Origin of the sequence: Pseudomonas mosselii, from assembly GCF_005796105.1 — a bacterium.
Taxonomy (GTDB): Bacteria; Pseudomonadota; Gammaproteobacteria; order Pseudomonadales; family Pseudomonadaceae; genus Aquipseudomonas; species Aquipseudomonas mosselii_C.
The window spans coordinates 181,063-206,378 of the sequence record NZ_VAUO01000007.1 but is presented as its reverse complement, the minus strand read 5'-3'; the positions used below and the strand labels follow the sequence as shown (position 1 = coordinate 206,378).

The following is a 25,316-nucleotide window of genomic DNA, read 5'->3' as shown; positions in this document are numbered from 1 at the left end:
AAACCGGAAGGCAGTCTCAGTCATGCAGGGGGATAGCCTGCGGTAACTATCTATCCGCAGGCTGTGCGCGAGATGTTAGCCGCGCTGCCACAGTGCGTAGTGCACTTGGCCGGTCTTTTTCTCGCGGTGCAGGCGCCAGTTGCCGGGCATCGCCAGCGACGAAGGGGCGGCCTCGCTCTCGGTGTAGATCCACGCCTGTTCGCGTAGCCACAGCCCCTGCTCCAACAGGTTGCAGGTGTTGGCCAGCAGGTCCTGGTGGAACGGCGGGTCGAGGAACACCACGTCGAACTGCTGCTTGGTCGGGCCTTGCAGGTAGCGCAGTGCATCGGTCTGCAGAATTTGCCCGCGCGGGCAGCGCAGCAATTCGAGGTTGTGCTTGAGGTTGGCGATGGCTGCGGGATTGCTGTCCAAGGCCACGGCATTCTCTGCCCCGCGCGACAGGGCTTCGAGTACCAGTGCACCGCTGCCGCTGAAGGCGTCGAGTACCTGGGCGCCTTCGATGTAGGGCGCCAGCCAGTTGAACAGGGTTTCGCGCACGCGGTCGGGGGTCGGGCGCAGGCCTTCGCCCTCGGGCACCGCCAGGCGGCGGCTGCGCCATTCGCCGGCGATGATGCGCAGGTGCCCGGCCCCTTTGCTAGGGGCGTGGGTGGGTGTGGACGGTCTGGCCATCAGTGCTCCGGAACGCCGAGGGGTTGCTCGGCGGGTTTGTCAGTGGGGGCTGGCAGCGGCTTTTGCTCGACCTTCGGGCCAACGGTGACGATCACCAGCTTGTCGGCCGCCAGGTGTTTGTTCATGGCCGCTTTCACCTGCTCGACGGTCAGCGCCTGGGATTGCTGCATGAAGTCTTCCAGCCAGCTCAGGGGCAGGTTGTAGAAACCGATGGCGCCGAGCTGACCGACGATGCTCGAGTTGCTGGCGTTAGAAAGCGGGAAGCTACCGGCCAGTTCGCGCTTGGCGTCATCCAGCTCCTGTTGCGTCGGGCCGGTCTTCAGGTAGTCGGTGAGGATGTCCTTGACCAGCGTGAGGGTGCCTTCGCTCAACTCGGCGCGGGTCTGCAGGTTGATCATGAACGGGCCGCGTACCTGCATCGGGCTGAATACCGAGTACACACCGTAGGTGAGGCCGCGTTTTTCGCGGACTTCGCTCATAAGGCGTGTGCCGAAGGCGCCGCCGCCGAGGATCTGGTTGCCCAGCGAAAGGGCCGCCCAGTCTGGATCGTTACGGTCGATGCCCAGCTCGGCCAGCATCAGGTGGGTCTGCTTGCTCGGGAAGTCGATGTGGGTGGCGCCCGGTTTGGGCTCGACTGGCTGCACGGGCTTGGCAAGGGCCTGGCCTTTGGGCAGGCCGGCGGACACCTGGGCGGCGATGGCCTCGGCTTCGTCGCGGCTGAGGTCGCCGACCAGGGCAATCACCGTGTTGCCGGCGGCGTAGGCCTTGGCGTGGAAGGCGCGCAGCTGCTCCAGGGTGATGCCGGGGAGGCTTTGTGCGGTGCCATCGCTGGGGTGGGCGTAGGGGTGCTCGCCGTACAGCTTGGCGAACAGCGCCTTGCTACCGATCTTGCCCGGGTTCTGCTTCTCGTACTCGAAGCCAGCCAGCAACTGGTTCTTGATGCGGGCCAGCGCCTCTTGCGGGAAGGTCGGCTTGCCGACCACGTCGGTGAACAGTTTGAGCGCCGGCTCGCGCTTGTCGGCGGCGCTGAGGCTGCGCAGCGAGGCGACGGCCATGTCGCGGTAGGAGCCGTTGCCAAAGTCCGCGCCCAAGCCCTCGAACCCTTCGGCGATGGCGGTGACATCCTTGCCGGCCACGCCTTCGTTGAGCATGGCGTTGGTCAGGGTCGCCAGGCCGGGGCTTCCGCCGTCCTGGCTGCTGCCGGCAGCGAAGGTCAGGCGCAGGTCGAACATCGGCAATTCGTGGGCTTCGACGAACAGTACGCGGGCGCCTTCGGCAGTGGTCCAGTGCTGAATGTTCAACTGGCGCCGGCTGGGGGCCTTGCCGTCCAGCTCAGCCAGCGATTGCAGCGAATTGGCCGGGCGTGCGGCGGTTTCGGATTGGGCCGGACGTGCGAGCAGCACGGCGATGGCCACCACCAGCGCGATGATCGCAAGGCCGAACAGGGTGTAGCGCGGTGCGCTGCGATCACTCATCAGCGGACTCCTCGGGCAGTACGTGGGCAACGCTCAGGCGTTCGCGGGTGAAGTAGGTGCGGGCGGCATCCTGGATGTCCTGTGGGGTGACGCGCTTGAGGTCGTCAAGTTCGTTGTCGATGAGCTTCCACGACAGGCCCACGGTCTCCAACTGGCCGATGGTGGTGGCCTGGCTGCTGATGGAGTCACGGTCGTAGACCAGGCCGGCGATGACCTGGGCGCGCACGCGCTCCAACTCTTCGGCGGTCGGTGGGGTGGTCTTGAGTTCGTCGAGCAACTGCCACACGCCTTTTTCGACGTCGACGAGGGTTTTGTGTTTCTGCACGTTGGGGGTGGCGGAGATCAGGAAGAGGCTGTCGCCACGGGTGAACGCGTTATAGCTGGACGACGCCCCGGCCACCAACTCCTGGCCACGCTCCAGGCGTGCCGGCATGCGTGCGCTGTAGCCGCCGTCGAGCAACGCCGAGATCAGACGCAGGGCATTGACGGTGCGCGGATCCTTGGCGGTGGCCATGGCCGGAACGTTGAAACCGTAGATCAGGCTCGGCAGTTGCGTGCGCACGTGCAGGGTGAGCTGGCGCTGACCGGGCTCGGCCAGTTCCAGCGGCAGCTTGCTGGGGGCAAGGGTACGTCGTGCGATAGCGCCGAAATACTTCTGCGCCAGGGTTTTCACCTCGTCGGGGGTGACATCGCCGACCACCACGAGCGTCGCGTTGTTCGGGGCGTACCAGGTTTCATACCAGTGGCGCAGCTCCTCGACTTTCATGCGTTCGAGATCAGCCATCCAGCCGATGGTCGGGGTGTGGTAGCCGCTGGCCGGATAGGCCATGGCGCGGAACAGCTCGAAAGCCTTGGCGCTGGGCTGATCATCAGTGCGCAGGCGGCGTTCTTCCTTGATGACCTCGATTTCGCGACTGAACTCGTCGGCAGGCAGGCGCAGGCTGGCCATGCGGTCGGCTTCGAGTTCGAAAGCCACCGGCAGGCGGTCGCGGGCCAGCACTTGGTAGTAGGCGGTGTAGTCGTCGCTGGTGAACGCGTTTTCCTCGGCACCGAGGTCGCGCAGGATGCGCGAGGCTTCGCCGGGGCCGACCTTGTCGCTGCCCTTGAACATCATGTGCTCAAGGGCATGGGACAAGCCGGTCTGGCCCGGCGTCTCGTAGCTGGAGCCGACCTTGTACCAGATCTGCGAAACCACCACCGGGGCACGGTGGTCCTCGCGCACGATCACTTTAAGGCCGTTGTCGAGCATGAATTCGTGGGTGGGTTGCACATCGGCGGCGAAGGCCGCCAGTGGCAGGCACAACGAGCCGAGCAACAGGCCAGCGGCGCGGCGGGCTAGAGCATTCATACAGTGTTCAACCTGTTCGGCGGCCCGCTTGGGTTTAGCGTCGGCGGGCCAGGAGGTGCTAGGATACTGATCCGGTTGCCTGGCGACCATGCCTGTCGCCGTTCTGGCCTGCAGGCTCTTAACGACAAAACGTTGCGCATGAACCAGCCGGTTACACAGTAGTCTGTTCTGCGTAAGTGAGAATTCCCGATGCGCCGCTAATGGCTCATCGCCACCCTGAGATAGCCGTCTTCCATGTTTGGTTCCAACGACGACAAGAAAGCGCCGGCCCCGGCCGGTGAAAAGAAAGGCCTGTTCAGCTGGTTTCGCAAGAAACCGGAGCAACCTGTCGCCGAACAGCCGCAACCCCCTGAAGCCCAGGCCCTAGAACAGGCTGCGCCGCAGGCTCCCGTCGAGCCGCCCGCTTCGGCCCAAGCGCCGCTCGAGGCGCCGGTCCAGGTGTCGCCCGAGCCGGTAGCGCCAGCAATGCCGGCAGCTGAACCTGCGCCTGAACCGGTGGTAGCGCCGATTGCCGAGGTTCCGGCCGTACCGGTGAGCAATCTGGTTCTGCCAGTGGCCGAGGAACCGGTCGCCTTGGTGCCGGACCTGGAGCCCAAGGCCCCGCCAGTGATTCCCGAGCGCTCGGCCCCTGAGGCCGTGCTCGCACCTGTCCCTGAACCGGTGGTCGCGCCAGTGGCCGAGCCAAAGCCGGCTCAGGAACCGCCCGTCGCAGCGCCCGCGCAGGTCGCACCAGTGCCTGTGGCGAGCGCGGTAGAGCCGGCCAAGCCGGGCTTCTTCGCGCGCCTCAAGCAGGGGCTGTCGAAGACCAGCGCCAGTATCGGCGAAGGCATGGCCAGCCTGTTCCTGGGCAAGAAGACCATCGACGACGACCTGCTGGATGAAATCGAGACCCGTCTGCTGACCGCCGACGTGGGCGTCGAGGCCACCTCAGCCATCGTCCAGAACCTCACGCAGAAGGTCGCCCGCAAGCAGCTGGCCGATGCCGGTGCGCTGTACCAGTCGTTGCAGGATGAGTTGGCCGCGCTGCTGCGCCCGGTGGAGCAGCCGTTGAAGATCGAGGCGCAGAGCAAGCCCTACGTGATTCTGGTGGTGGGCGTGAATGGCGCCGGCAAGACCACCACCATCGGCAAGATGGCCAAAAAGCTTCAGCTTGAAGGCAAGAAGGTCATGCTGGCCGCAGGTGACACCTTCCGCGCGGCGGCGGTGGAGCAGTTGCAGGTGTGGGGCGAGCGCAACCAGATCCCGGTGATCGCCCAGCACACTGGCGCCGATTCGGCCTCGGTGATCTTCGATGCCGTGCAGGCCGCCAAGGCCCGCAACATCGATGTGCTGATCGCCGATACCGCCGGTCGCCTGCACACCAAGGACAACCTGATGGAAGAGCTGAAAAAGGTCCGCCGAGTGATCGGCAAGCTCGATGCCGACGCACCCCACGAAGTACTGCTGGTGCTTGATGCCGGTACCGGCCAGAACGCCATCAGCCAGGCCAAGTATTTCAACCAGAGCGTGGAGTTGACCGGCCTTGCCTTGACCAAGCTCGATGGTACGGCCAAGGGCGGGGTGATCTTCGCCCTGGCCAAGCAGTTCAATATCCCGATCCGCTTCATTGGTGTCGGCGAGGGTATCGATGACCTGCGCACCTTCGAGGCCGAACCCTTCGTCAAGGCGTTGTTCGCCGAGCGGGAGCCTGCATGATCCGATTCGAACAGGTCGCCAAGCGTTACCCCAACGGGCACGTCGGCCTGCACGAGCTGAGTTTCCGAGCGCGCCGTGGCGAGTTCCTGTTCGTCACCGGTCACTCGGGTGCCGGCAAGAGCACCCTGTTGCGCCTGCTGCTGGCCATGGAACGTCCGACCAGCGGCAAGTTGCTGCTGGCAGGCCAGGACCTGGGTCAGATCAGCAACGCGCAGATCCCGTTCCTGCGGCGGCAGATCGGCGTGGTGTTCCAGAACCACCAGTTACTGTTCGACCGCACGGTGTTCAACAATATTGCCTTGCCGTTGCAGATTCTCGGCCTGTCCAAGGCCGAAATCGCCAAGCGCGTGGACTCGGCGCTCGAGCGTGTATCGCTGAGCGACAAGGGCGAGCTGTTCCCGGCCGACCTGTCCACGGGCCAGCAACAGCGCGTGGGCATCGCCCGTGCCATCGTGCACCAGCCGGCCTTGCTGTTGGCCGATGAACCCACCGGTAACCTCGACCCGCGTCTGGCTGCCGAGATCATGGGCGTGTTCGAGGACATCAACCGGCTGGGTACCACCGTATTGATCGCCAGTCATGACCTGGCGCTGATCGCGCGCATGCGCCACCGCATGCTGACGCTGCAACGCGGCCGCTTGATCGGCGATGGGGAGGCCGGGCAATGAGCACCACACGTACACCCAAGGTTTCCGAGCGCGTAGCGCCCAAGGCCGCCGAAGCTGCGCCAGCAAAGAAAAAACGCGGCGATCACGACGACGATGGCCCGGATTTTCGTACCCTGCTGCACGCCTGGCTGGAAAGCCATCGCGCCAGCCTGGCCGACAGCTTGCGGCGCCTGGGCAAGCAACCGATCGGCAGTTTCTTCACCTGTCTGGTCATGGCAGTGGCGCTGAGCATGCCCATGGGCCTGTCGCTGCTGCTCAAGAATGTCGAGAAGCTCGGCGGCTCCTGGCAGCGCGCCGCGCAGATCTCGCTGTACCTCAAACTCGACGCCAGTGGCCGCGATGGCCAGGCCCTGCGCGACGAGATCAAGGGCATGCCGGGGGTGGCCGACGCTCAGTACATCAGCCGCGAGCAGGCACTCGAAGCATTCCAGCAGCAATCTGGCCTGGGTGAGGCGTTGCGCGAGCTGCCGGACAATCCGCTGCCTGGCGTGGTGGTGGTGACGCCGACCGAGGTCGACAAACCTGCCCTGGAAGCCTTGCGTCAGCGCCTGGCGGAGTTGCCAAAGGTCGATGCGGCGCAGCTCGACTTGCTGTGGGTCGAGCGTCTGGCGGCGATCCTCAAGCTGGGTGACCGCTTTGTGTTCGGTCTGGCGGTGATGCTGATTTCGGCATTGCTGTTGGTCATTGGTAACACCATTCGCCTGCACATCGAGAACCGCCGCGTCGAGATCGAAGTGATCAAGCTGGTGGGCGGCACCGACAGCTATGTGCGCAGGCCATTCCTTTACATGGGCGCCCTGTATGGTCTGGGGGCTGGCATTTTGGCATGGGGCATTCTCGCGTTCGGCCTGAACTGGCTCAACGACGCGGTAATCGGGCTTTCGGGGCTGTATGGCAGCGACTTCGCCTTGGGCGGGGTGCCGGGCTCCGATGGTCTGTCGCTCTTGATCGGGGCGGTGTTGTTGGGGTATATCGGTGCATGGATCGCAGTGGCTCGCCACCTGAACGAGCTGGCCCCGCGATAATGTTTTTTTGCCAGCATTGACTTTTTTCATGCAGGAACTTAATTCACGGTTCCGGGTCTATGTTGGCAGTGCCCACAAGGCACGAGTCTGTAAGCCGGAGGTACTTGAATGACCACATCGTTGCAGCCTGCCTATGCCCTGGTTCCCGGTGCAAACCTGGAAGCCTATGTGCACACGGTCAACAGCATTCCGTTGCTGTCGCCCGAGCAGGAGCGTGATCTGGCCGAGCGTCTCTATTACGAGCAGGACCTTGAAGCCGCTCGGCAAATGGTGATGGCTCACCTGCGTTTTGTCGTACACATCGCCCGTAGCTATGCGGGTTACGGGCTGGCTCAGGCCGACCTGATCCAGGAAGGCAACGTTGGCCTGATGAAGGCGGTCAAACGTTTCAACCCGGAAATGGGTGTGCGTCTGGTGTCCTTCGCGGTGCACTGGATCAAGGCCGAGATCCACGAATTTATTCTGCGCAACTGGCGCATCGTCAAGGTGGCGACCACCAAGGCCCAGCGCAAGCTGTTCTTCAACCTGCGCAGCCAGAAGAAGCGTCTGGCCTGGCTGAACAACGACGAAGTGCATCGTGTGGCGGAAAGCCTGGGCGTGGAGCCCCGCGAAGTGCGTGAGATGGAAAGCCGCCTGAGTGGCCAGGACATGGCCTTTGACCCGGCCGCCGAAGCGGACGACGACAGTGCCTTCCAGTCTCCTGCGCACTACCTGGAGGACCACCGTTACGACCCGGCGCTGCAGTTGGAAGATGCTGATTGGAGCGACAACTCCACCAGCAACCTGCATGAAGCCCTGCAAGGTCTGGATGAGCGCAGCCGCGACATTCTTTACCAGCGCTGGTTGGCTGAAGAGAAGGCGACGTTGCACGAGTTGGCCGAGAAATACAGCGTTTCTGCCGAGCGTATTCGCCAGCTTGAGAAAAACGCGATGAACAAGGTCAAGGCGCTGATCACGATCTGATCGACCCCGCCTGGCTGGAACAAAAAAGCCGCTGTTCTCGCAAGAGACGGCGGCTTTTGTGTTGCTGGAGGGCTAAGGCGTTGGCCGGCTCGCACCGGTTCAGCGGTGTTATGCATCCCAGCCTAGGGCCTGCGCGAGGTGTCCAATTGCATCAGGTAGCTCGGCCCACCCAACTGGCTCATCTGCCGCCGGATCCAGCCTGCGCGGCTGGCCACGTACGCACTAGGCCGGCTTGCGCTCCACTTGATCGGGCTGGGCAGCACCGCCGCCAGTTGGGCGGCCTGCTGGCGTGTCAGGCGGCTGGCATCCACACCAAAGTGATAACGTGCCGCTGCTTGGGCGCCGAACACACCTTTGCCCCATTCGGCGCTATTGAGGTAGACCTCAAGTATCCGCTCTTTGGACCAGAGCAGTTCCAGCAAGGCCGTAAACCAAGCCTCCAGTCCTTTGCGCAGCCAACTGCGGCCCGACCACAGGAACAGGTTCTTGGCCACTTGTTGGGTCAGCGTGCTGGCGCCGCGAATCTTCCCGCCACGCTCGTTGTAGGCCAGCGCCGCCTGGATCGCAGGAATATCGAACCCCCAGTGGCTGGCGAATTTCTGGTCTTCGCCGGCGATCACCGCCACTTTCAATTCGTCGGAGATAGCATCCCACGGGGTCCAGTCGCGTTGCAGGTCGATTGGCTCGCCGCTGACCCATGATTGAACCTTGCGCTCGACCATCAAGGCCGTGCCCGGCGGCGGCACCCAGCGTAGCACCAGGACCACGGCAATGCTGCCGGCAGCGAACCAGAGCAGGGCGCGGGTTAAGCGACGCAGGATAGATGACAGCATGGTGATGGCTTGGCCCGACGGATGGAACGGGCCATTATACAGACCCCTCTCGAGGAGTCGTCCCATGCTTCGTAGCTTCCTGATGCTTGCCGCGTTCTTCGGCTTTACCGGTGTGGCCCTGGGCGCGTTCGCTGCCCATGGCTTGAAAAACCGTCTGACGGCCGACTACCTGGCGATCTTCCATACCGGCGTCACCTACCAACTGGTGCACGCCCTGGCCATCTTCGGGGTGGCCGTACTCGCCGCGCATTTGCCCGGTCGGCTGGTCGGTTGGGCCGGCGGGCTGTTCGCCGTGGGCATTCTGCTGTTCTCGGGCAGCCTGTACCTGCTTACGCTCACCGGCATCAGCAAGCTGGGCATCATCACGCCCCTGGGCGGCCTGTGTTTTCTCGCGGGCTGGTTGTGCTTGGGCCTGGCCGCCTGGCGGCTGGGCTGACTTAGCGGTCCACAATCGCGACTAATGGCGTGGATCGCCCTTGGGTTGCAAGGCGGATCGGGGCTAGAATGCGGGCCCCCAAAGAACAATGGTGGCCGTGCGCATGCGCATTCAACTGAACGGTGAACCTTACGAGCTGCCTGCGGGCGAAAGCGTCGCGGCCTTGCTGGCCCGGCTTGAGCTGGCTGGTCGCCGCGTGGCGGTGGAACTGAATCTGGACATCGTGCCGCGTAGCCAGCACGAGAGCACGCCGTTGCGCGAAGGCGACCAGGTCGAAGTGGTCCACGCCATTGGCGGCGGTTGAGCGCGCCCCGGCAAGTCCCCCGCAAGCCCCGTAACCTTTCCAGAGGAACATCGATGAGCAACGTTCGCAGCGACAAGCCTTTCGTCCTGGCCGGGCGCACTTTCCAGTCGCGTCTGCTGGTGGGCACCGGTAAATACCGTGACATGGAAGAAACTCGTCTGGCCACCGAGGCTTCGGGTGCCGAGATCGTCACCGTCGCCGTGCGCCGTACCAACCTCGGTCAGAATGCGGGCGAGCCGAACCTGCTCGATGTGCTCTCGCCCGACAAGTACACCATCCTGCCGAACACCGCAGGTTGCTTCGATGCCGTTGAGGCGGTACGTACCTGTCGCCTGGCCCGTGAGCTGCTCGATGGGCACAAGTCCCATGAAACCCGCACCCTGGTGAAGCTGGAAGTGCTGGCTGACCAGAAAACTCTGTTCCCCAACGTGATCGAAACCCTCAAGGCCGCCGAAGTGCTGGTCAAAGATGGCTTCGACGTGATGGTCTACACCAGCGACGATCCGATCATCGCCCGTCAGCTGGCCGAAGCTGGCTGTATCGCGGTGATGCCGTTGGCCGGCCTGATCGGCACGGGCCTCGGGATCTGCAACCCGTATAACCTGCAGATCATCCTTGAAGAATCGAAAGTTCCGGTGCTGGTCGATGCCGGCGTGGGTACCGCCTCCGATGCGACCATCGCCATGGAGATGGGCTGCGAAGCGGTGCTGATGAACTCGGCGATCGCCCATGCACAGCAACCGGTGCTGATGGCCGAGGCCATGAAGCACGCGATTCTCGCCGGCCGCATGGCGTACCTCGCCGGGCGTATGCCGAAGAAACTCTATGCCAGCGCGTCTTCGCCGCTGGAAGGTCTGATCAAGTAAGAGCCCCCGATGACTGAATCGCAAGAAACGCCGATCACCGCCGACGGCGAAGAGCGCCCGCACCGCCGCATCAAGAGTTTCGTCATGCGTGCCGGGCGCATGACCGAAGGCCAGCAGCGCGGCCTGGAGCAGGGCGGCCCGCTGTTCATCCTGCCACTGGCCGACAGCCCAGTCGACTACGACCAGGTGTTCGGTCGTTCGGCGCCGCGCACTCTTGAAATTGGCTTTGGCATGGGGCACTCGCTGCTGGAAATGGCGGCGGCCTCGCCTGAGCTGGACTTCATCGGTGTGGAAGTGCACCGCCCTGGTGTCGGCGCACTGCTCAATGGTGTGCTCACCCAGGGGCTGCAGAACCTGCGAGTGTACGACTGTGACGCCATCGAAGTGCTCAACCGCTGCGTGGCCGACAACAGCCTTGATCGGCTGATGCTGTTCTTCCCTGATCCTTGGCACAAGGCGCGTCACCATAAGCGCCGTATCGTCCAGCCGGCGTTCGCCGAACTGGTGCGCAGCAAGCTCAAGGTTGGCGGCGTGTTCCACATGGCCACCGACTGGGAGCCGTATGCCGAGCACATGCTGGAAGTGATGAAGGTGGCCCCGGGCTACCGCAATCAGGCGGCAGATGGCGCCTATGTGCCACGTCCGCAAGAGCGCCCGATCACTAAGTTCGAACGCCGTGGCGAGCGCCTTGGGCATGGCGTATGGGACCTGAAGTTTGAGAAGGTGGACTAAGACCGCTCTCGTTTGCCGGGCCTGCGAAACTGCGGGCGAAAAAAACCGCCTGAAAGGGCGGTTTTTTATGCAGGCTTCGGGTTACGAGTCCTTGGCCTGCGGTCTTCAGCTTTACTGGAGAGCCTTCGCGACTGGAATGCTAGAACCGCCCTGCCGCTACGTCAAAGTGAAATATCCCGCATCAACTTTGACGCCCACTAGGGCTCGATAAAGTGAGGGCCGCCCTGGTTCGCCGGGGCGGCTTTTGGCGAGTGCTCAGCCGCGCCGATCTGCCACCACGCCAATCAATACCAGCACCACCAACAACACCGGTGCCAACGCATAGTTATTGAACTGGCTGAGTCCACGTATCACCCAGGGCGTGGCATAGATCAGTGCCGCACCACTGCCAATCATCACCAGCAGGGCCATGAACGGTACGCGCAAGGCCCCGGCCAAGCCGCCCAGGCGCGCTTCGACCCAGCTTTTGATGTCGGTGCCGAACAGCACCAGCAGGCAGCCTACCAGGGCCAGCGAGATTTCCGACAGGTTGCTGCGGCTCCAGCGGGAAACGGTCGAGAGCAGGTCAAGTACCAGGTCCATGGGTCATCCTTAATTCAAGAAATACTGCAGCAAATCGTTGAGGAACAGCTGGCCGCGAGGCGTGGCCGCCAGACGATCCGGTTCGACCTGCAAAAGGCCCTTTTGTTCGGCAGCGCGGCGTGCCTGGGCCAGTTGCGCCAGTGGCAGGCCGGTGCGTCGGGTGAACAGCTCGGCCTCTGCGCCGTCGGTCAGGCGCAGCACGTTCATTAGAAATTCGAACGGCAATTCGTCGGTAGGCAGCAGCTTTTCGCCCGCTTTGAACGGTTTGGCCGGGTTCAGGTAATCCTTGGGTAGGCGGGTTTTCCAGGTGCGCAGGATGCGCCCATCCGGGAACGACAGCTTGCCATGGGCCCCGGCGCCGATACCGATGAAGTCGCCGAAGCGCCAGTAGTTGAGGTTGTGGCGTGCGGCGCGCCCGGACTGGGCGTAGGCCGACACCTCGTACTGGCGATAGCCTTGCGCGGCCATCAGCGCCTGGCCCGCCTCCTGGATGTCCCAGAGGATGTCATCCTCGGGCAGTTCCGGTGGCTGGCTCCAGAACACGGTATTAGGCTCCAGGGTCAGCTGGTACCACGACAAGTGGGTCGGCCCCAGGTCGATGGCTTGACGCAGGTCGCCCAGGGCGTCGTCCAGCGACTGCTCGGGCAGGCCGTGCATCAGGTCGAGGTTGAAATTGTCGAAACCGGCTGCGCGGGCCATGCCTGCCGCGCGCACCGCTTCGTCGCCGTTGTGGATGCGTCCGAGCTTTTGCAGCTTGGCGGGTTGGAAACTCTGCACGCCAATGGACAGGCGATTGATGCCGGTCTGCCGGTAGGCTTTGAATTTCTCCTGCTCGAACGTGCCAGGGTTGGCTTCGAGGGTGATCTCGATGTCGGTTGCGAATCGGATACGCCGCTCGACACCCTGCAATAGGCGGCCAAGGGCTGCGGCGCTGAACAGGCTTGGGGTGCCGCCGCCGAAGAAGATCGTGCTGATCGCACGCCCCTGGACCGCAGGCAGCTCCTGGTCCAGGTCGGCGAGCAGAGCGTCGACGTATTCGTCTTCCGGCAGGTTCGGCCCGGCCTGGTGCGAGTTGAAGTCGCAATACGGGCATTTGCGCACGCACCAGGGAATATGGATGTACAGCGACAGCGGTGGAAGCTCGGGCAAGATCACGCCCGTGGTGTGCGAGGGCTTTACGGTCATGCCATGCCCAGGCGTTGACGCAGCAGGGCCATGGCGCGGGCGCGGTGGCTGAGCTGGTTCTTGTCGGCCGGGGCCAGGTCGGCGCTGGAGCAGTTACGCTCTGGGACCCAGAACAGCGGGTCGTAGCCGAAGCCGTGCTCACCGCTGGCCTCGAACAGGATACTGCCGTGCCACAGACCTTCGCAGAGGATTGGCAGCGGATCGTCGGCATGGCGTACCAGTGCCAGGACACACACGAACTGGGCACCACGTTGTGCAGGCGGTACGTCTTTGAGCGCCTCGAGCAGCTTGGCGTTGTTCGCCGCGTCGCCCTTGCCGTCAGCGTAGCGCGCCGAGTAGATGCCGGGTGCGCCACCCAGCGCGTCCACCGCCAGGCCCGAATCGTCGGCCAGCGCTGGCAGGCCGGAGATGCGCGCGGCATTGCGGGCCTTGAGGATGGCGTTCTCGACGAACGACAGGCCGGTTTCTTCCGGCTCGACCTGGCTGAATTCACCGATCGAACGCAGTTGCACGGACTGGCCGAGCATGGCCTGTAGTTCCTTGAGTTTGCCGGCGTTATGGCTGGCCAGCACGAGTTGCGTAAGGTTCATCATTCGCCTGGGAACACTTCCTGGTTGAAGCTGAGTTTATGGCTGACCCCGCCGGTCTCGACATTCAGGTCGAAGATCAGCGTCTGGGCCTGTTCGATCTTGAACTGGGCTACGTAGTACACCGAGCCCTGCTCGGTGATCTGCCTGAACGACAGCGGGCTGCTGCGCCCGGTGAGGTCCTTGACGATGCCGCTGACCACCGCCACGCCCGGCTTGCCGGCTTTGAGCACGGCAATATTGAGGACGCCCTGGTTCTTGCTGCGGGTCAGGCCCGTGGTGGCGGCGATATCCGGCTGGAGCATGCTTGAGGTGAAGGCGCTGTAGTGGACCGTCACATCGCCGAACACGGCCTTGCGTTCGGGCCTTGCGGCGTCGGTGGCCAGTACCGGCAGGGCCAGGCACAGGCTGATCAGAAACAGGGCGAGACGACGCATGATGCCTTTCCTCCGTTGCGGGTGGTCAGACCGCGAGCTGGTGCTCCTGCAGGCCCGGGCTGCTGACCCGATAGATACCGATTTCCCCTAGAAGATTAGGCCAAAGCCGGCCGCCCAATCCATTGCGGTGCAAGTGGTCCACAGCCAGGCGGTCGAGGACCTTGGCGTTGCGTGCGTGGCACAGGTTCTCGAAGTCTTCGAAGGTGCAGAAGTGGATGTTCGGCGTGTTGTACCAAGTGTACGGCATGAAGTCGGAGACCGGCATGCGCCCCTTGGTCGCCAGGTACCAGCGGCAGCGCCAGTGCCCGAAATTGGGGAAGGTGATGATGCACTGGCGGCCTACGCGCAGCATTTCGTCGAGAATGCGGTCAGGGTATTCCACCGCTTGCAGGGCCTGCGTCATCACCACCACATCGAAGCTGTTGCTGGCGAAGTTGCCCAGGCCTTTGTCGAGGTCCTGCTCGATCACGTTGACGCCCTTGGCCACGCATTCTGCGATGTTGTCGGCGTCGATCTCCAGGCCATAGCCGGTGACGTTCTTGCGATCTCGCAGCGAGGCGAGCAATTCGCCGTTACCGCAGCCCAGGTCGAGTACCCGGCTGCCGGCGGGGATCCAGTCGTGGATGATTTCCAGGTCGGCTCTCATGGGGTCCTCAGACGCTGATGCGGTTCATGTAGTTCGCGAAACCCTGCATGTAGCGCGGGGTCGGGATGAGGAAGGCGTCGTGGCCGTAAGGGGAGTCGATTTCCAGGTAGCAGACATTCTTGCGTGCCGCCATCAGCGCATCGACGATCTCCCGCGAACGGGCCGGCGAGAAGCGCCAGTCGGTGGTGAACGACATGATGCAGTAATCCGCCTTGACGTGGGCCAGGGTCGCCGCCAGGTCGCCGGCGTGGGCGGCGGCCGGATCGAAGTAGTCCAGCGCCTTGGTCATCAGCAGGTAGGTGTTGGCATCGAAGCGGCCGGAAAACTCCTCGCCCTGGTAGCGCAGATAGCTCTCGACCTGGAATTCGACGCTGTGGAAGTCGTAGTTGAGCTTGTCGCTCTTGAGTTCGCGACCGAATTTTTCACCCATCGAGTCATCCGACAGGTAGGTGATGTGGCCGACCATCCGTGCCAGCATCAGGCCGCGCTTGGGGATCACGCCCTGATCCTGGAACGAGCCGCCGTGGAATTCGGGGTCGGTGAGGATGGCCTGGCGCGCCACTTCGTTGAAGGCGATGTTCTGTGCCGACAGCTTGGGGGCCGAGGCGATGTCCACGCAGTAGCGCACCCGGTCAGGGTAGGTGATGGTCCACTGCAATGCCTGCATGCCGCCGAGGCTTCCGCCAACGATGGCGGCCCAGGTGTGGATGCCCAGGCGATCGGCCAGGCGTGCCTGGCTATGGACCCAGTCTTCGACCGTGAGCACCGGGAAATCGGCTCCGTAGGGCTTGCCGGTAGCCGGGTTGAGGCTGCTCGGGCCGGTACTGCCGTTGCAGCCGCCGAGGTTGTTCAGGCTGACCACGAAGAAGCGGTTGGTGTCGATCGGCTTGCCCGGGCCGATGCAGCTGTCCCACCAGCCCGGCTTGCGGTCGGTGGGGGCATGGTAGCCGGCGGCATGGTGATGGCCGGACAGCGCATGGCAGATCAGCACGGCGTTGCTGGCGTTGGCGTTCAGCTGGCCATAGGTTTCGTAGATGAGTTCGTACGAGGCCAGCGAGCGGCCACAGGCCAGGGCCAACGGTTCATCGAACCGGGCGATCTGGGGGGTTACCAGACCGACGGAATCTTCGGGAAAGACAGTGGACATCGACCCTGCTCACGCTTGACGGAGGCGTAAGTCTAAAGAGCGCTACCCCCTGCGGCAAGCAATGGCTTGCCGCAGGGAAGCGGTGGGTCAGATCATCCGCCACAGCTCTTGTGGCATGCCGGCGTAGGCGGCCAGTTGCGGCATCAGGAACGACTGGATCACCTGGATGGCGATGAAGGCGAAGATCGGCGAAATATCCATGCCGCCCAAGTTCGGCACCAGGCGGCGGAACGGTGCCAGCACCGGTTCGCTGATCTGGTAGGCCAGCTCGGCGGCGGGGTTGTGGCTATTGGGCGCGACCCACGAGACGATCACCATCACGATCATCGCGACCCAGAAGATCTTCAGGAACAGCGAGGTGATGCCCAGGATCGCCCACATCAGCAAATGCAGGATATCGCCGAAGGTGCCGTAGGTGACCATCAGGACGAAGGCCATCAGCAGTGCCTGGATGATGATCGACAGCAACAGCGAGGAGGTATCCAGCCCTGCGATGCTCGGAATGACCCGCCGCAGCGGCTTGAGCAGCGGCTGGGTGGCGCGCACGGCGAACTGGCTGAGCGGGTTGTAGAAGTCGGCCTTGACCAGTTGCAGCACGAAGCGCAACAGGACGATCACCAGGTACAGACTGACCAGGGTTTGCACCACGAAAATCGCGGCGCCAGACAGTGCATTCATTCAGCGGCTCCTTATTTGCCCAGTTGTTCGGCCAGCTCCGCCGAGCGGCGGGCAGCGGCTTGCAGTGCCTGCTCGACGATTGCCTCGAAGCCGTTGGCCTGGAACGAGGTGATCGCCGCTTCCGTGGTGCCAGCTGGCGAGGTGACGCGGCGGCGCAGCTCCGCAGCCTCGACATCGCTGGCTACGGCCATGCGGGCAGCGCCCAGGGCGGTTTGCAGGGTGAGTTGCGAAGCGGTTTCACGCGGCAGACCGAGTTTTTCGCCAGCGGCAGTCATGGCTTCGATGAGCAGGAAGAAGTAAGCCGGGCCACTGCCGGAGACGGCGGTGACAGCGTCCAGTTGTGGTTCTGCATCCAGCCACAGCGCCGTGCCGACGGCCGAGAGCAGCTCACTGGCCTGTTCGCGCTGCGGGGCAGACACTTCGCCGGTGGCGTACAGCCCGCTCACGCCTTGGCGCAGCAGCGCCGGGGTATTGGGCATGCAGCGCACCACCGGTACTGCGCCCAGCCAGGCCTGTAGGCTCGCGCAGGTGATCCCGGCAGCGATGGACACCACCAGTTGGCTGGCCTTGAGGCTAGGCTGCAGCGCTTGGCAGACCGCCTTCATTACCTGTGGCTTGACCGCCAGCACGATCACGTCGGCGCCCTCGATGGCCTGTGCATTGTTGTCGAAGGTTTCGATGCCGTGTTCGGCCTGAATGCGAGCGCGGGTTTCGGCACCTGGATCGCTGGCGCGGATCTGCGAGGCATCCAGGCCCTGGGCGCGCAGGCCGCCGATCAGGCTGGCGGCCATGTTGCCGGCGCCGATAAAGGCAATACGAGTCTTGCTCATGTCAGGTCCTTGAGGGGAAAGGTGGAGTTAAGCATGGATCAGCGTGGGCCGTAATCGCGGGCCCCGAACAAGGCGGTGCCGATACGTACCCAGGTCGCACCTTGGGCGATGGCGGCCTCCAGGTCGTGGCTCATGCCCATCGACAGCGTGTCCAGGCCGAGGTCGAGTTGTGCTTGCAGGTGGCGCAGGGTGGCGAACGCCGCTTCCTGTGCGGCGCGGTCCTCGGTCGGTTCAGGGATGGCCATCAGCCCGCGCAGGCGCAGGCCCGGCAGGGCGTTGACGGCCTGCGCCAATGAAGGCAGGTCGGCGGGTGCGCAGCCGGACTTGCTGTCTTCGCCGCTGACGTTCACCTGCAAGCAGATGTTCAGAGGCGCCAGGCCGGCGGGGCGCTGCTCGGAGAGGCGTTGGGCGATCTTCAGGCGGTCCACGGAATGTACCCAATCGAAATGCTCGGCGATGGCCTTGGTCTTGTTCGACTGGATGGGGCCGATGAAGTGCCAGATCAAGGGTAGGTCGCGCAGCGCCTGCTGTTTTGTCAGCGCTTCTTGTAGGTAATTTTCCCCGAAGTCACGCACGCCAGCGGCATGGACCTCGCGAATGGCGCTGGCGGGCTTGGTCTTGCTCACGGCCAGCAACTGAATGCTGGCCGGGTCGCGCCCGGCAACCTCGGCTGCCCTTTGGATACGGGCGGAAATGGCGCAAATGTTGTCTGCTAGGGTGGACATGGATCATCGCCGGCGGCTTTGGAGTCTGCGGCATTCTACCTGCTTGCTAGCGCTTGGGGAGTCTCATGGATGTGACCGACTTGCTGGCCCGAGCCCTGACGGCCGGCGCCAGCGACCTGCACTTGGCGGCTGGTGAGCCGCCACTGCTACGTGTGGACGGAGAGCTACACCGCCTGGAGCTGCCGGCGCTCACCGCCCATGCCTTGGAGCACGGGCTGGGCGCGCTGCTCGATGGCGCGCAGCGTGAGCAATGGGCGAGGGGCGATGAGTTGGACTTGGCGCTGGATTTGCCTGGGGTGGGGCGTTCGCGCCTGAACCTGTTTCGCCAACGCAATGGTCCAGGCGCTTGCCTGCGGTTGATCCCGGCAGGTATTCCAAGTGTCGAGGCGTTGGGCCTGGAGCAAGTGTCCGACGCTCTTGCGAGGTGTCAGGACGGCTTGGTCCTGGTGGGCGGCCCGACGGGCAGTGGCAAGTCCAGTACCCTGGCCGCGCTCCTCGACCGCCTTAACGAGCGCTGCGCGCAACACATCGTCACCCTGGAAGACCCGGTCGAGTTCCTCCACGCGGGGCGGCGCAGCCTGCTCAACCAGCGCGAGATCGGCCGTGACTGCCGTAGCTTTGCCCACGGCCTGCGCAGCGCTCTGCGTCAGGACCCGGATGTGATCATGATCGGTGAGTTACGTGATCTGCCGAGCATTCGCCTGGCGCTGCGCGCGGCTGAAACCGGCCACCTGGTACTGGCGACCGTGCACACACGCTCGGCGGTGAGCTGCGTGGATCGTTTGGTGGACGTGTTCGCTGCCGAGGAGAAACCGCTGGTGCGCGCGATGCTCGCCGAGGCGCTGCGCCTGGTGGTGGCGCAAGTGTTGTTGAAGCGCAAGGGCGGCGGGCGTGTGGCGGCACGCGAAGTGTTGGTAGCGACGCCTGCTGTGCGCAATCTGATCCGCGAAGGGCGCATGGCCCAGGTTCCTTCGCTGATGCAGACAGGGGCGGGGCAGGGGATGATAACGCTGCAGGCCGCGATGCAGGCGCTGCGGGAACAAGGGGTGATCGAGTAGCGCGATGCAGGCGCCCCTGCTGCGTCAGCGCTTGGCCAGGTTCAGCGCCTGTTGGTCTTTGGGCAGTACACGTTTGGCAACTACGTAGTGCTTCTGCCAGTACGGTTTCTCCAGGCTGTCGATGCTCACTCGCTTGCCGGTACGCGGCGCATGGATAAAGCGGTCGTTGCCTAGGTAGATGGCGACGTGGTTCACCCGGCGGCTCTTGATGTTGAAGAAGATCAGGTCGCCTGGTTTGAGGTCGCCACGGGCCACTTTGACGCCTTGGCCTTGAGCCATGGCGTTGGAAGTGCGCGGCAGGTCGACATTGGCCACGTCATTGAAGGCGTACTTGACCAGCCCGCTACAGTCGAAACCCTTCTTCGGGCTGCTGCCACCCCAACGGTAAGGGGTGCCGAGTACGTTCACCGCGCGGCTGAGCACTTGGCTGCTCTGCTTGGGTGACATGGCCACAGCCTGCTGCGCCTGCTGGCGGGCAGCGTTGCTAGGGCGCGCCTGCACGGTGGTGTTGCGGTAATGGAGCGGGGAGCGTTTCACCGAGGCATCGGCATTGCTGGTGTAGCCGGTGAAACCGCTGGGAAGACGTTGCTCACGGTTGGTGGCGTGGGCGGCCAGGGGCAAAAGTAGGCAGAGGGTCAGCCATGTCTTGAAGAAAGGCGGCATAGTTGAAGCTCTTATAAGTGTTGGCGCGCAACTTTATAACAGCTTTTTGATCAATTTCTGATCCGTTGGTCGTGTGGGCGCGTACCATATGTCGGGTGGAAACGGAAAAGTCACATTTTCCGTTAGAAAATTTTCAGCTATCCCACGAGGGCTTCGAATGAATGGTTATCAAAAGGGTGGGGCAGTCAATGACACGCACAGCAAGGTACTAGGGTACTTGCTGTGGATTTTCGGCTTCACCGGAGCGCACCGCTTCTACTACGGCAAGCCCATCACTGGGACGATCTGGTTCTTCACCCTCGGGCTGTTGGGGATTGGCTGGCTGATCGACCTGTTCCTGATCCCGTCGATGGACCGCGAGGCGGACATGCGTTTCCAGTCTGGCAGTGTCGACTACAGCCTGGCATGGGTGCTGCTGACGTTCCTGGGGGTGTTCGGCGTGCATCGCCTGTACCAGGGCAAGTGGATCAGCGCGCTGATTTACCTGTGTACCGGTGGTGTGTTCCTGCTGGGGGTGCTGTACGACTTCTGGACCCTGAACAGCCAGGTGTCTCTGGTCAACGCCGAGCGGCGTAGGGCCTAAGGCAAGCGGCAAGCTTCAAGAAAAAGCGGGTCGCGTAGGCCTAATGCGAGTCCGTTAAGCCAATGGGGGCCGCTTTGCGGCCCCAACTACTGCAACACAGGCTTAACTGACGGGAATTAGTCGCGAACGCCCACTGCTTTTTCTGGCAGCTTGCAGCTTACGACTTGCTGCTTAGGGTTTGCAGCTTGCCGCCCGTCAGGGGCGGCGCTGTTGCAGCAGCAGGTTGCTGAAGCCTGCACCGGCCAGTTGTTTTTGCGCCACGGTCAGCTGTTCGCGATTGCTGAACGGGCCGACCATCACGCGGTACCAGGTCTCTTCCTTGACCGTCCCCGACTCGACCTTGACGGCTTGGCCGAGCAGGATGATCTGCGCGCGGACCTTGTCGGCGTCGGCCTGCTTGCGGAACGAGCCGGCCTGCAGGAAGAACTGGGTGGTGGCTGCCGGCTTGATCACCGGGGGCGCCGGTGGTGGCGTTTCACCCATCAGCGCAGCCTGGGCGCGGGCGGTGTCGATCTTGGCCGCCTCTGCCGGGGTGACAGGCGTGGTTGGCACCGCCGGCACCGGTGGGGTCTTCTCCGGTACGGCCTCTGGCGGCACGATCACTTCCGACTCGGGCAGCAGGGTATAGAAGTCATACTTCGGCTTCACCGGCTGCTGCGGTGTCGGGGTGGTGTTCTTGCTCGCCTCGGCGACTTTCTCCGGCTTCTGTTGCTCGGGCTTGGTGCGCTTGATATCACCGCCACCGGGTTCGAGCTTCATCAGGAAGACGATGAAGGCGCCGACGGTCAGGCCGACCGCCAGCCACACCCAGCCGGGGATCGGCTGCTTGGCGGGCGGCTGGTGGCGGCTGGCGCCGCGCTTGGGTGCGGGCTTTTTCTTCGCAGCCAACTTACATGCGCTCCAGGGTTTCCAGGCCCAGCAGCTCCAGGCCCTGCTTGAGGGTCCGGCCGGTCAGGGCGGCCAGGCGCAGGCGGCTCTGCTGCTGTTGCGGGGTTTCGGCGGACAGGATCGGGCAGTTCTCGTAGAAGCTGGAGAACAGACCGGCGAGGTCGTACAGGTAGCTGCACAGGACGTGCGGGGTGCCTTTTTCGGCGACGTTGTTCAGGATTTCGCCGAACTGCGCCAGACGCGCGGCCAAATCCTGTTCGTGGGCGGCTTGCAGCACGATGCTGCCGTCGACCTCGTCGAAGCCCTTGCCGAGCTTGCGGAATACACCCGCCACACGGGTGTAGGCATACAGCAGGTACGGCGCGGTGTTGCCTTCGAAGTTGAGCATCAGCTCGAAGTTGAAGCTGTAATCGCTGGTACGGTGCTTGGACAGGTCGGCGTACTTGACCGCGCCGATGCCTACCACTTCGCCGATGCGGCGCAGCTCTTGCTCGGCCAAGCCTGGGTTCTTCTCCTTGACCAGCGCGTAGGCGCGATCCTTGGCCTCATTGAGCAGGTCGATCAGCTTCACGGTGCCGCCGTCACGGGTCTTGAACGGACGGCCATCGGCGCCGTTCATGGTGCCGAAGCCCATGTGCTCCATCTGCATTGGATGGCCGACGAAGCCTGCGCGGCGCGCGACTTCGAACACCTGGTTGAAGTGCAATGCCTGGCGCTGGTCGACGAAGTACAGGGCGCGGTCGGCCTTTAGCGTGTTGCTACGGTAGCGCACCGCCGCCAGGTCGGTGGTGGCGTACAGGTAGCCGCCGTCGGCCTTCTGCACGATCACCGGCAGGGGCTCGCCTTCGCTGTTCTTGAATTCCTCGAGGAACACGCATTGTGCGCCCTGATCTTCGACCAGCAGGCCCTTGGCCTTGAGGTCGGCGACCACGTTGGCCAGGTCGTCGTTGTAGGCGCTCTCGCCCATCACGTCGGCCATGCTCAGCTTGACGTTGAGCAGTTCGTAGGTCTTTTGGCAGTGGGACAGCGAGATGTCCTTGAAGCGCGTCCACAGCGCCATGCACTCCGGGTCGCCGGCTTGCAGCTTGACCACTAGGCCACGGGCGCGGGTAGCGAAGGCTTCTGACTCGTCGAAGCGTTTCTTGGCGGCGCGGTAGAAGTTCTCCAGGTCCGACAGCTCATCGCTGGTGATCGGGTTTTCTTCGAGGTAGGCCAGCAGCATGCCGAACTGGGTGCCCCAGTCGCCTACGTGGTTCTGGCGGATGACGTCATCGCCGAGGAACTCCAGCACACGGGCGACGCTGTCGCCGATGATGGTCGAGCGCAGGTGGCCGACGTGCATCTCCTTGGCCAGGTTCGGTGCCGACATATCGATCACCACTTTTTGCGCAGGGCCGGCCTTGCGCACACCCAGGTGGCCGTCTGCCAGGGCAGCGTCCAGGCGGTTGGCCAGGGCGTCGGTGTTCTGGAAGAAGTTCAGGAAGCCGGGGCCGGCGATCTCGACCTTGCTCACGTCGGCGCTGGCCGGCAGGGCGTTGATGAGCTTTTCCGCCAGCTCGCGCGGCTTCATGCCGGCCGGCTTGGCCAGCATCATGGCGATGTTGCTGGCGAAGTCGCCGTGGGTCTTGTCCCGGGCGTTTTCCACCTGGATCGCCGGCGCCAGCCCTTCAGGCAGTACGCCGTCGTTGACGAGTTGGGTGAGGGCTTGCTGGATCAGCTGGCGAATGGTGTCTTTCATGGGGATCTCTTTTCGACCGCAAGCGCGGTGGGGCGCTTCGATGCGCAGGTGGAAAAACTGGGCATTATCCGTTGCCGGGGACGGGTTGCCAACCTTTCAGCGAGCTACAAGCTACGAGCTGCAAGCGACAAGTAGTCGATCCAGCGCAGGGCCGCTGTGGCTTGATGCTTGGAGCTTGCGGCTTGCAGCTCAATAAAGGTCCACCGGGTCGACATCCAGCGACCAGCGCACCTGTCGTCCGGATGGCATTTGCTCCAACACTAGCAACCATGCACTGATCAGTCGATGCAGCTGCGCCCGGGCATTGGCCTGGAGCAATAGTTGTGCGCGAAACCGCCCTGCTCGGCGTTCCATGGGGGCTGGCACTGGGCCCAGCAGTTCGATGCCGTGCAGCGCCTGTTCGTTCAGCAGGCGCTCAGCTGCCGCGCAGGCTTCGTCGAGGAAGCCTTCGGCCTGGTCCGGTTTGTGCGCATCGGCACGGAGTAGGGCCAGATGGGCGAATGGCGGCAGGCCGGCTGCACGGCGCTCGCTCAGCGCTTGCTCGGCGAAGGCGAAGTAGCCTTGTTCGGTCAACTGAACCAGCAGGGGATGGTCCGCCAGATGGGTCTGTACGATCACCTTGCCTGGTTCTTCGGCCCGCCCAGCGCGGCCTGCGACCTGGACGATGAGTTGGGCCATGCGCTCGCCTGCACGAAAATCGCCGGAGAACAGCCCGCCGTCGGCATCGAGGATGGCCACCAGGGTGACTCGGGGGAAGTGGTGACCCTTGGCCAGCATCTGCGTGCCCACCAGGATGCTCGGCTGGCCGCGCTGAATGGTGGTGAACAGGTTGTGCATGGCGTCCTTGCGCGAGGTGCTGTCGCGATCGACACGCAGGATCGGGTAGTCGGGAAACAGTACCTTGAGCCGCTCTTCGGCGCGTTCGGTGCCGGCGCCCACTGGGCGCAGGTCGACGTGGGCGCATTGCGGGCATTGCAGCGGCAGGTGTTCGTCGTAGCCACAGTGGTGGCAGCGCAGCACCGCCGAGCGTTGGTGTACCGTCATGCGTGCGTCGCAGCGTGGGCATTCGGACAGCCAGCCGCAATCATGGCATAGCAGGGTCGGGGCGAAGCCGCGGCGGTTAAGGAACACCAGCACTTGCTGGCCGGCCTCGAGGGTCTGGCGAATGGCCTGTTGCAGCGGGCCGCTGATACCGCTGTCCAGCGGCAGGCTGCGCACGTCCAGACGCAGGAAGCGCGGCGCTCGGGCGCCACCGGCACGTTGGTTCATGCGCAGCAGGCCGTAGCGGCCAGTGTGGGCGTTGTGCAGGCTTTCCAGCGAAGGGGTGGCCGAGCCCAGCAGGATCGGGATGCCTTCCTGGTGCGCGCGCACCACCGCCAGGTCACGGGCGTGGTAGCGCAGACCTTCCTGCTGTTTATAAGAGCCGTCGTGTTCTTCGTCGATGATGATCAGGCCGGGGTTCTTCATTGGCGTGAACAAGGCCGAGCGAGTGCCGATGATGATGTCCGCCTCGCCGTCACGGGCCGCGAGCCAGGCATCCAGGCGCTCGCGGTCGGCGACCGCCGAGTGCAGCAAGGCGATGCGTGCGTTGAAGCGCTGCTCGAAACGTTGCAGGGTCTGCGGGCCGAGGTTGATCTCCGGGATTAGGATCAGCGCCTGCTTGCCGGCCTCCAGGGTTTCGCGGATCAGTTGCAGGTAGACCTCGGTCTTACCGCTGCCGGTGACGCCCGCGAGCAGGAACGCGTGAAAAGCGCCAAAGCCTGAGCGCACGGCCTCGAATGCCGCGCGCTGCTCTTCATTGAGCGGCAATTCCGGCTGTGCCAGCCAATGCTCGTGGCGCGCCGCCGGCAAATGACGGCGCACTTCGATGTTGACCAGCTCCTTGGCCAACAGCAGGTCGAGGCTGTCCTTGTTCAGGCCCAGTTTGCCCAGCAGGCTGTGGGCCACCCCATGCGGGTGCTGCGACAGGGTCTTGAGGGCTTCGCGCTGGCGCGGGGCACGGGCGATGCGCGGGTCTTCCAGGCGTGCGCCTGGGGTCACGTGCCAGAAACGCTCCTGCCGGGCTTCGGCCGCCTCGCCCTGGCGCAGCAGGGTTGGCAGGGCCCAGTTCAGTGTGTCGCCAAGGCTGTGCTGGTAATACTGGGCGGTCCACAGGCACAGCTTGAACAGCGCTGGCGGGATCGGCGAGACCGGGTCGAGCAGGGCAATGGCCGGCTTGAGCTTGTCGGCGGGCACTTCACTTTGTTGCGCCACTTCCACCAGCACGCCGATCATCTCGCGGCGCCCGAACGGCACGCGAATGCGCATGCCGGGCGTCAGGGGCTGGCGCGCCAGGCTTGCCGGCGCCCGGTAGTCGAACAGGCGACGCAGGGGCGAGGGTAGGGCAAGGCGCAGGATGACGTCGGACACGCGGAAGGTCTCTGGAGGGCATTTCGGCAATCCGGCGAGCCTAGCAGACGACGGTCGGTGCAAGCGACAACTTGCGCTGCGGCTGTGCTCTGGTATTATTCGCCGCCTAATTACGTGCGGTATTCAACAATGGTGTTGGGTGGCGG

At 63.8% G+C, this 25,316-nt stretch carries 27 protein-coding genes; 10 read left to right on the top strand and 17 right to left on the bottom strand.

What is annotated here, in order from left to right; translation table 11 throughout:
- Positions 1-75 precede the first annotated feature (75 nt).
- The 3 genes from rsmD to FEM01_RS16110 are packed head-to-tail and all read right to left on the bottom strand — an operon-like array spanning position 76 to position 3,492.
- Complete coding sequence (gene rsmD / locus FEM01_RS16120; protein WP_138220486.1) at positions 76-669, bottom strand: 16S rRNA (guanine(966)-N(2))-methyltransferase RsmD; 594 nt, start codon at positions 667-669, stop codon at positions 76-78.
- The gene (locus tag FEM01_RS16115; protein WP_138220485.1) at positions 669-2,144 is read right to left on the bottom strand and encodes a M16 family metallopeptidase; all 1,476 of its coding nucleotides are present in this window, start codon (positions 2,142-2,144) and stop codon (positions 669-671) included. The genes rsmD and FEM01_RS16115 overlap by 1 nt, the downstream gene beginning before the upstream one ends.
- Positions 2,137-3,492, bottom strand: coding sequence for a M16 family metallopeptidase (locus FEM01_RS16110; protein WP_138220484.1), 1,356 nt, complete (start codon positions 3,490-3,492; stop codon positions 2,137-2,139). The genes FEM01_RS16115 and FEM01_RS16110 overlap by 8 nt, the downstream gene beginning before the upstream one ends.
- 234 nt (positions 3,493-3,726) lie before the next feature.
- Between FEM01_RS16110 and ftsY the strand changes: the two genes are divergently transcribed.
- The 4 genes from ftsY to rpoH all read left to right on the top strand — a co-directional run bounded on the left by ftsY (position 3,727) and on the right by rpoH (position 7,843).
- Positions 3,727-5,187, top strand: coding sequence for a signal recognition particle-docking protein FtsY (ftsY, locus tag FEM01_RS16105; protein ID WP_138220483.1), 1,461 nt, complete (start codon positions 3,727-3,729; stop codon positions 5,185-5,187).
- Positions 5,184-5,855, top strand: coding sequence for a cell division ATP-binding protein FtsE (gene ftsE, locus FEM01_RS16100; protein ID WP_011531723.1), 672 nt, complete (start codon positions 5,184-5,186; stop codon positions 5,853-5,855). Before ftsY ends, ftsE begins: the two co-directional genes overlap by 4 nt.
- Positions 5,852-6,880, top strand: a complete 1,029-nt coding sequence (ftsX, locus tag FEM01_RS16095) for a permease-like cell division protein FtsX (RefSeq protein ID WP_138220482.1) — start codon at positions 5,852-5,854, stop codon at positions 6,878-6,880. The genes ftsE and ftsX overlap by 4 nt, the downstream gene beginning before the upstream one ends.
- Before the next feature lie 108 nt (positions 6,881-6,988).
- On the top strand, positions 6,989-7,843 hold the full coding sequence (gene rpoH, locus FEM01_RS16090; protein WP_138220481.1) for an RNA polymerase sigma factor RpoH: 855 nt from the start codon (positions 6,989-6,991) through the stop codon (positions 7,841-7,843).
- 122 nt (positions 7,844-7,965) lie between these two features.
- On the opposite strand, the gene mtgA is transcribed toward rpoH, so the two are convergent.
- A complete protein-coding gene (gene mtgA, locus FEM01_RS16085) occupies positions 7,966-8,676 on the bottom strand; it encodes a monofunctional biosynthetic peptidoglycan transglycosylase (RefSeq protein WP_138220480.1) in 711 nt (236 codons plus the stop codon).
- A 64-nt stretch (positions 8,677-8,740) separates the two neighbouring features.
- Between mtgA and FEM01_RS16080 the strand changes: the two genes are divergently transcribed.
- From FEM01_RS16080 to trmB, 4 genes are all read left to right on the top strand, one after another.
- Positions 8,741-9,112, top strand: coding sequence for a DUF423 domain-containing protein (locus FEM01_RS16080; protein WP_138220479.1), 372 nt, complete (start codon positions 8,741-8,743; stop codon positions 9,110-9,112).
- A gap of 103 nt (positions 9,113-9,215) precedes the next feature.
- Entirely contained in the window at positions 9,216-9,416 is a 201-nt protein-coding gene (gene thiS, locus FEM01_RS16075) for a sulfur carrier protein ThiS (protein ID WP_138220478.1), read from the top strand.
- A gap of 53 nt (positions 9,417-9,469) precedes the next feature.
- Complete coding sequence (locus tag FEM01_RS16070; RefSeq protein ID WP_138220477.1) at positions 9,470-10,282, top strand: thiazole synthase; 813 nt, start codon at positions 9,470-9,472, stop codon at positions 10,280-10,282.
- Positions 10,283-10,291: 9 nt separating this feature from the next.
- Positions 10,292-11,014, top strand: coding sequence for a tRNA (guanosine(46)-N7)-methyltransferase TrmB (trmB, locus tag FEM01_RS16065; protein ID WP_138220476.1), 723 nt, complete (start codon positions 10,292-10,294; stop codon positions 11,012-11,014).
- 255 nt (positions 11,015-11,269) lie between these two features.
- Here the strand turns inward: trmB and FEM01_RS16060 are convergent, their stop codons facing one another.
- The 9 genes from FEM01_RS16060 to FEM01_RS16020 form a co-directional block, all read right to left on the bottom strand.
- Complete coding sequence (locus tag FEM01_RS16060) at positions 11,270-11,596, bottom strand: DUF3392 family protein (protein WP_138220475.1); 327 nt, start codon at positions 11,594-11,596, stop codon at positions 11,270-11,272.
- A 9-nt stretch (positions 11,597-11,605) separates the two neighbouring features.
- Positions 11,606-12,781, bottom strand: coding sequence for a radical SAM family heme chaperone HemW (gene hemW / locus FEM01_RS16055; RefSeq protein ID WP_138220474.1), 1,176 nt, complete (start codon positions 12,779-12,781; stop codon positions 11,606-11,608).
- Positions 12,778-13,374, bottom strand: a complete 597-nt coding sequence (rdgB, locus tag FEM01_RS16050; protein WP_138220473.1) for an RdgB/HAM1 family non-canonical purine NTP pyrophosphatase — start codon at positions 13,372-13,374, stop codon at positions 12,778-12,780. Before rdgB ends, hemW begins: the two co-directional genes overlap by 4 nt.
- Complete coding sequence (locus FEM01_RS16045) at positions 13,371-13,805, bottom strand: DUF4426 domain-containing protein (protein ID WP_138220472.1); 435 nt, start codon at positions 13,803-13,805, stop codon at positions 13,371-13,373. The genes rdgB and FEM01_RS16045 overlap by 4 nt, the downstream gene beginning before the upstream one ends.
- A gap of 25 nt (positions 13,806-13,830) precedes the next feature.
- Positions 13,831-14,451, bottom strand: coding sequence for a methionine biosynthesis protein MetW (gene metW / locus FEM01_RS16040; RefSeq protein WP_138220471.1), 621 nt, complete (start codon positions 14,449-14,451; stop codon positions 13,831-13,833).
- Between the two features lie 7 nt (positions 14,452-14,458).
- Positions 14,459-15,598 (bottom strand): homoserine O-succinyltransferase MetX, encoded by a 1,140-nt coding sequence (gene metX, locus FEM01_RS16035; RefSeq protein ID WP_138220470.1) that lies wholly within the window; start codon positions 15,596-15,598, stop codon positions 14,459-14,461.
- A gap of 87 nt (positions 15,599-15,685) precedes the next feature.
- Positions 15,686-16,276, bottom strand: coding sequence for a YggT family protein (locus FEM01_RS16030; protein WP_138220469.1), 591 nt, complete (start codon positions 16,274-16,276; stop codon positions 15,686-15,688).
- 11 nt (positions 16,277-16,287) lie between these two features.
- Positions 16,288-17,106 (bottom strand): pyrroline-5-carboxylate reductase, encoded by an 819-nt coding sequence (gene proC, locus FEM01_RS16025; RefSeq protein ID WP_138220468.1) that lies wholly within the window; start codon positions 17,104-17,106, stop codon positions 16,288-16,290.
- Positions 17,107-17,144: 38 nt separating this feature from the next.
- Entirely contained in the window at positions 17,145-17,831 is a 687-nt protein-coding gene (locus tag FEM01_RS16020) for a YggS family pyridoxal phosphate-dependent enzyme (RefSeq protein WP_138220467.1), read from the bottom strand.
- A gap of 65 nt (positions 17,832-17,896) precedes the next feature.
- Here FEM01_RS16020 and FEM01_RS16015 point away from each other — a divergent pair, with 65 nt between their 5' ends.
- Positions 17,897-18,889 carry a type IV pilus twitching motility protein PilT gene (locus tag FEM01_RS16015; protein WP_138220466.1) on the top strand — a complete coding sequence of 331 codons (993 nt, stop codon included), beginning with the start codon at positions 17,897-17,899 and terminating at the stop codon, positions 18,887-18,889.
- A gap of 24 nt (positions 18,890-18,913) precedes the next feature.
- Here FEM01_RS16015 and FEM01_RS16010 read toward each other — a convergent pair whose 3' ends face one another.
- Complete coding sequence (locus tag FEM01_RS16010) at positions 18,914-19,552, bottom strand: C40 family peptidase (protein WP_138220465.1); 639 nt, start codon at positions 19,550-19,552, stop codon at positions 18,914-18,916.
- A gap of 157 nt (positions 19,553-19,709) precedes the next feature.
- On the opposite strand from FEM01_RS16010, the gene FEM01_RS16005 reads away from it, so the two are divergent.
- Positions 19,710-20,135 carry an NINE protein gene (locus FEM01_RS16005; protein ID WP_138220464.1) on the top strand — a complete coding sequence of 142 codons (426 nt, stop codon included), beginning with the start codon at positions 19,710-19,712 and terminating at the stop codon, positions 20,133-20,135.
- A 195-nt stretch (positions 20,136-20,330) separates the two neighbouring features.
- Here the strand turns inward: FEM01_RS16005 and FEM01_RS16000 are convergent, their stop codons facing one another.
- The 3 genes from FEM01_RS16000 to FEM01_RS15990 all read right to left on the bottom strand — a co-directional run bounded on the left by FEM01_RS16000 (position 20,331) and on the right by FEM01_RS15990 (position 25,170).
- The gene (locus FEM01_RS16000) at positions 20,331-21,023 is read right to left on the bottom strand and encodes an SPOR domain-containing protein (protein WP_138220463.1); all 693 of its coding nucleotides are present in this window, start codon (positions 21,021-21,023) and stop codon (positions 20,331-20,333) included.
- Between the two features lies 1 nt (position 21,024).
- Positions 21,025-22,761 carry an arginine--tRNA ligase gene (gene argS, locus FEM01_RS15995; protein ID WP_138220462.1) on the bottom strand — a complete coding sequence of 579 codons (1,737 nt, stop codon included), beginning with the start codon at positions 22,759-22,761 and terminating at the stop codon, positions 21,025-21,027.
- A gap of 189 nt (positions 22,762-22,950) precedes the next feature.
- The gene (locus FEM01_RS15990; protein WP_138220461.1) at positions 22,951-25,170 is read right to left on the bottom strand and encodes a primosomal protein N'; all 2,220 of its coding nucleotides are present in this window, start codon (positions 25,168-25,170) and stop codon (positions 22,951-22,953) included.
- Positions 25,171-25,316 lie beyond the last annotated feature (146 nt).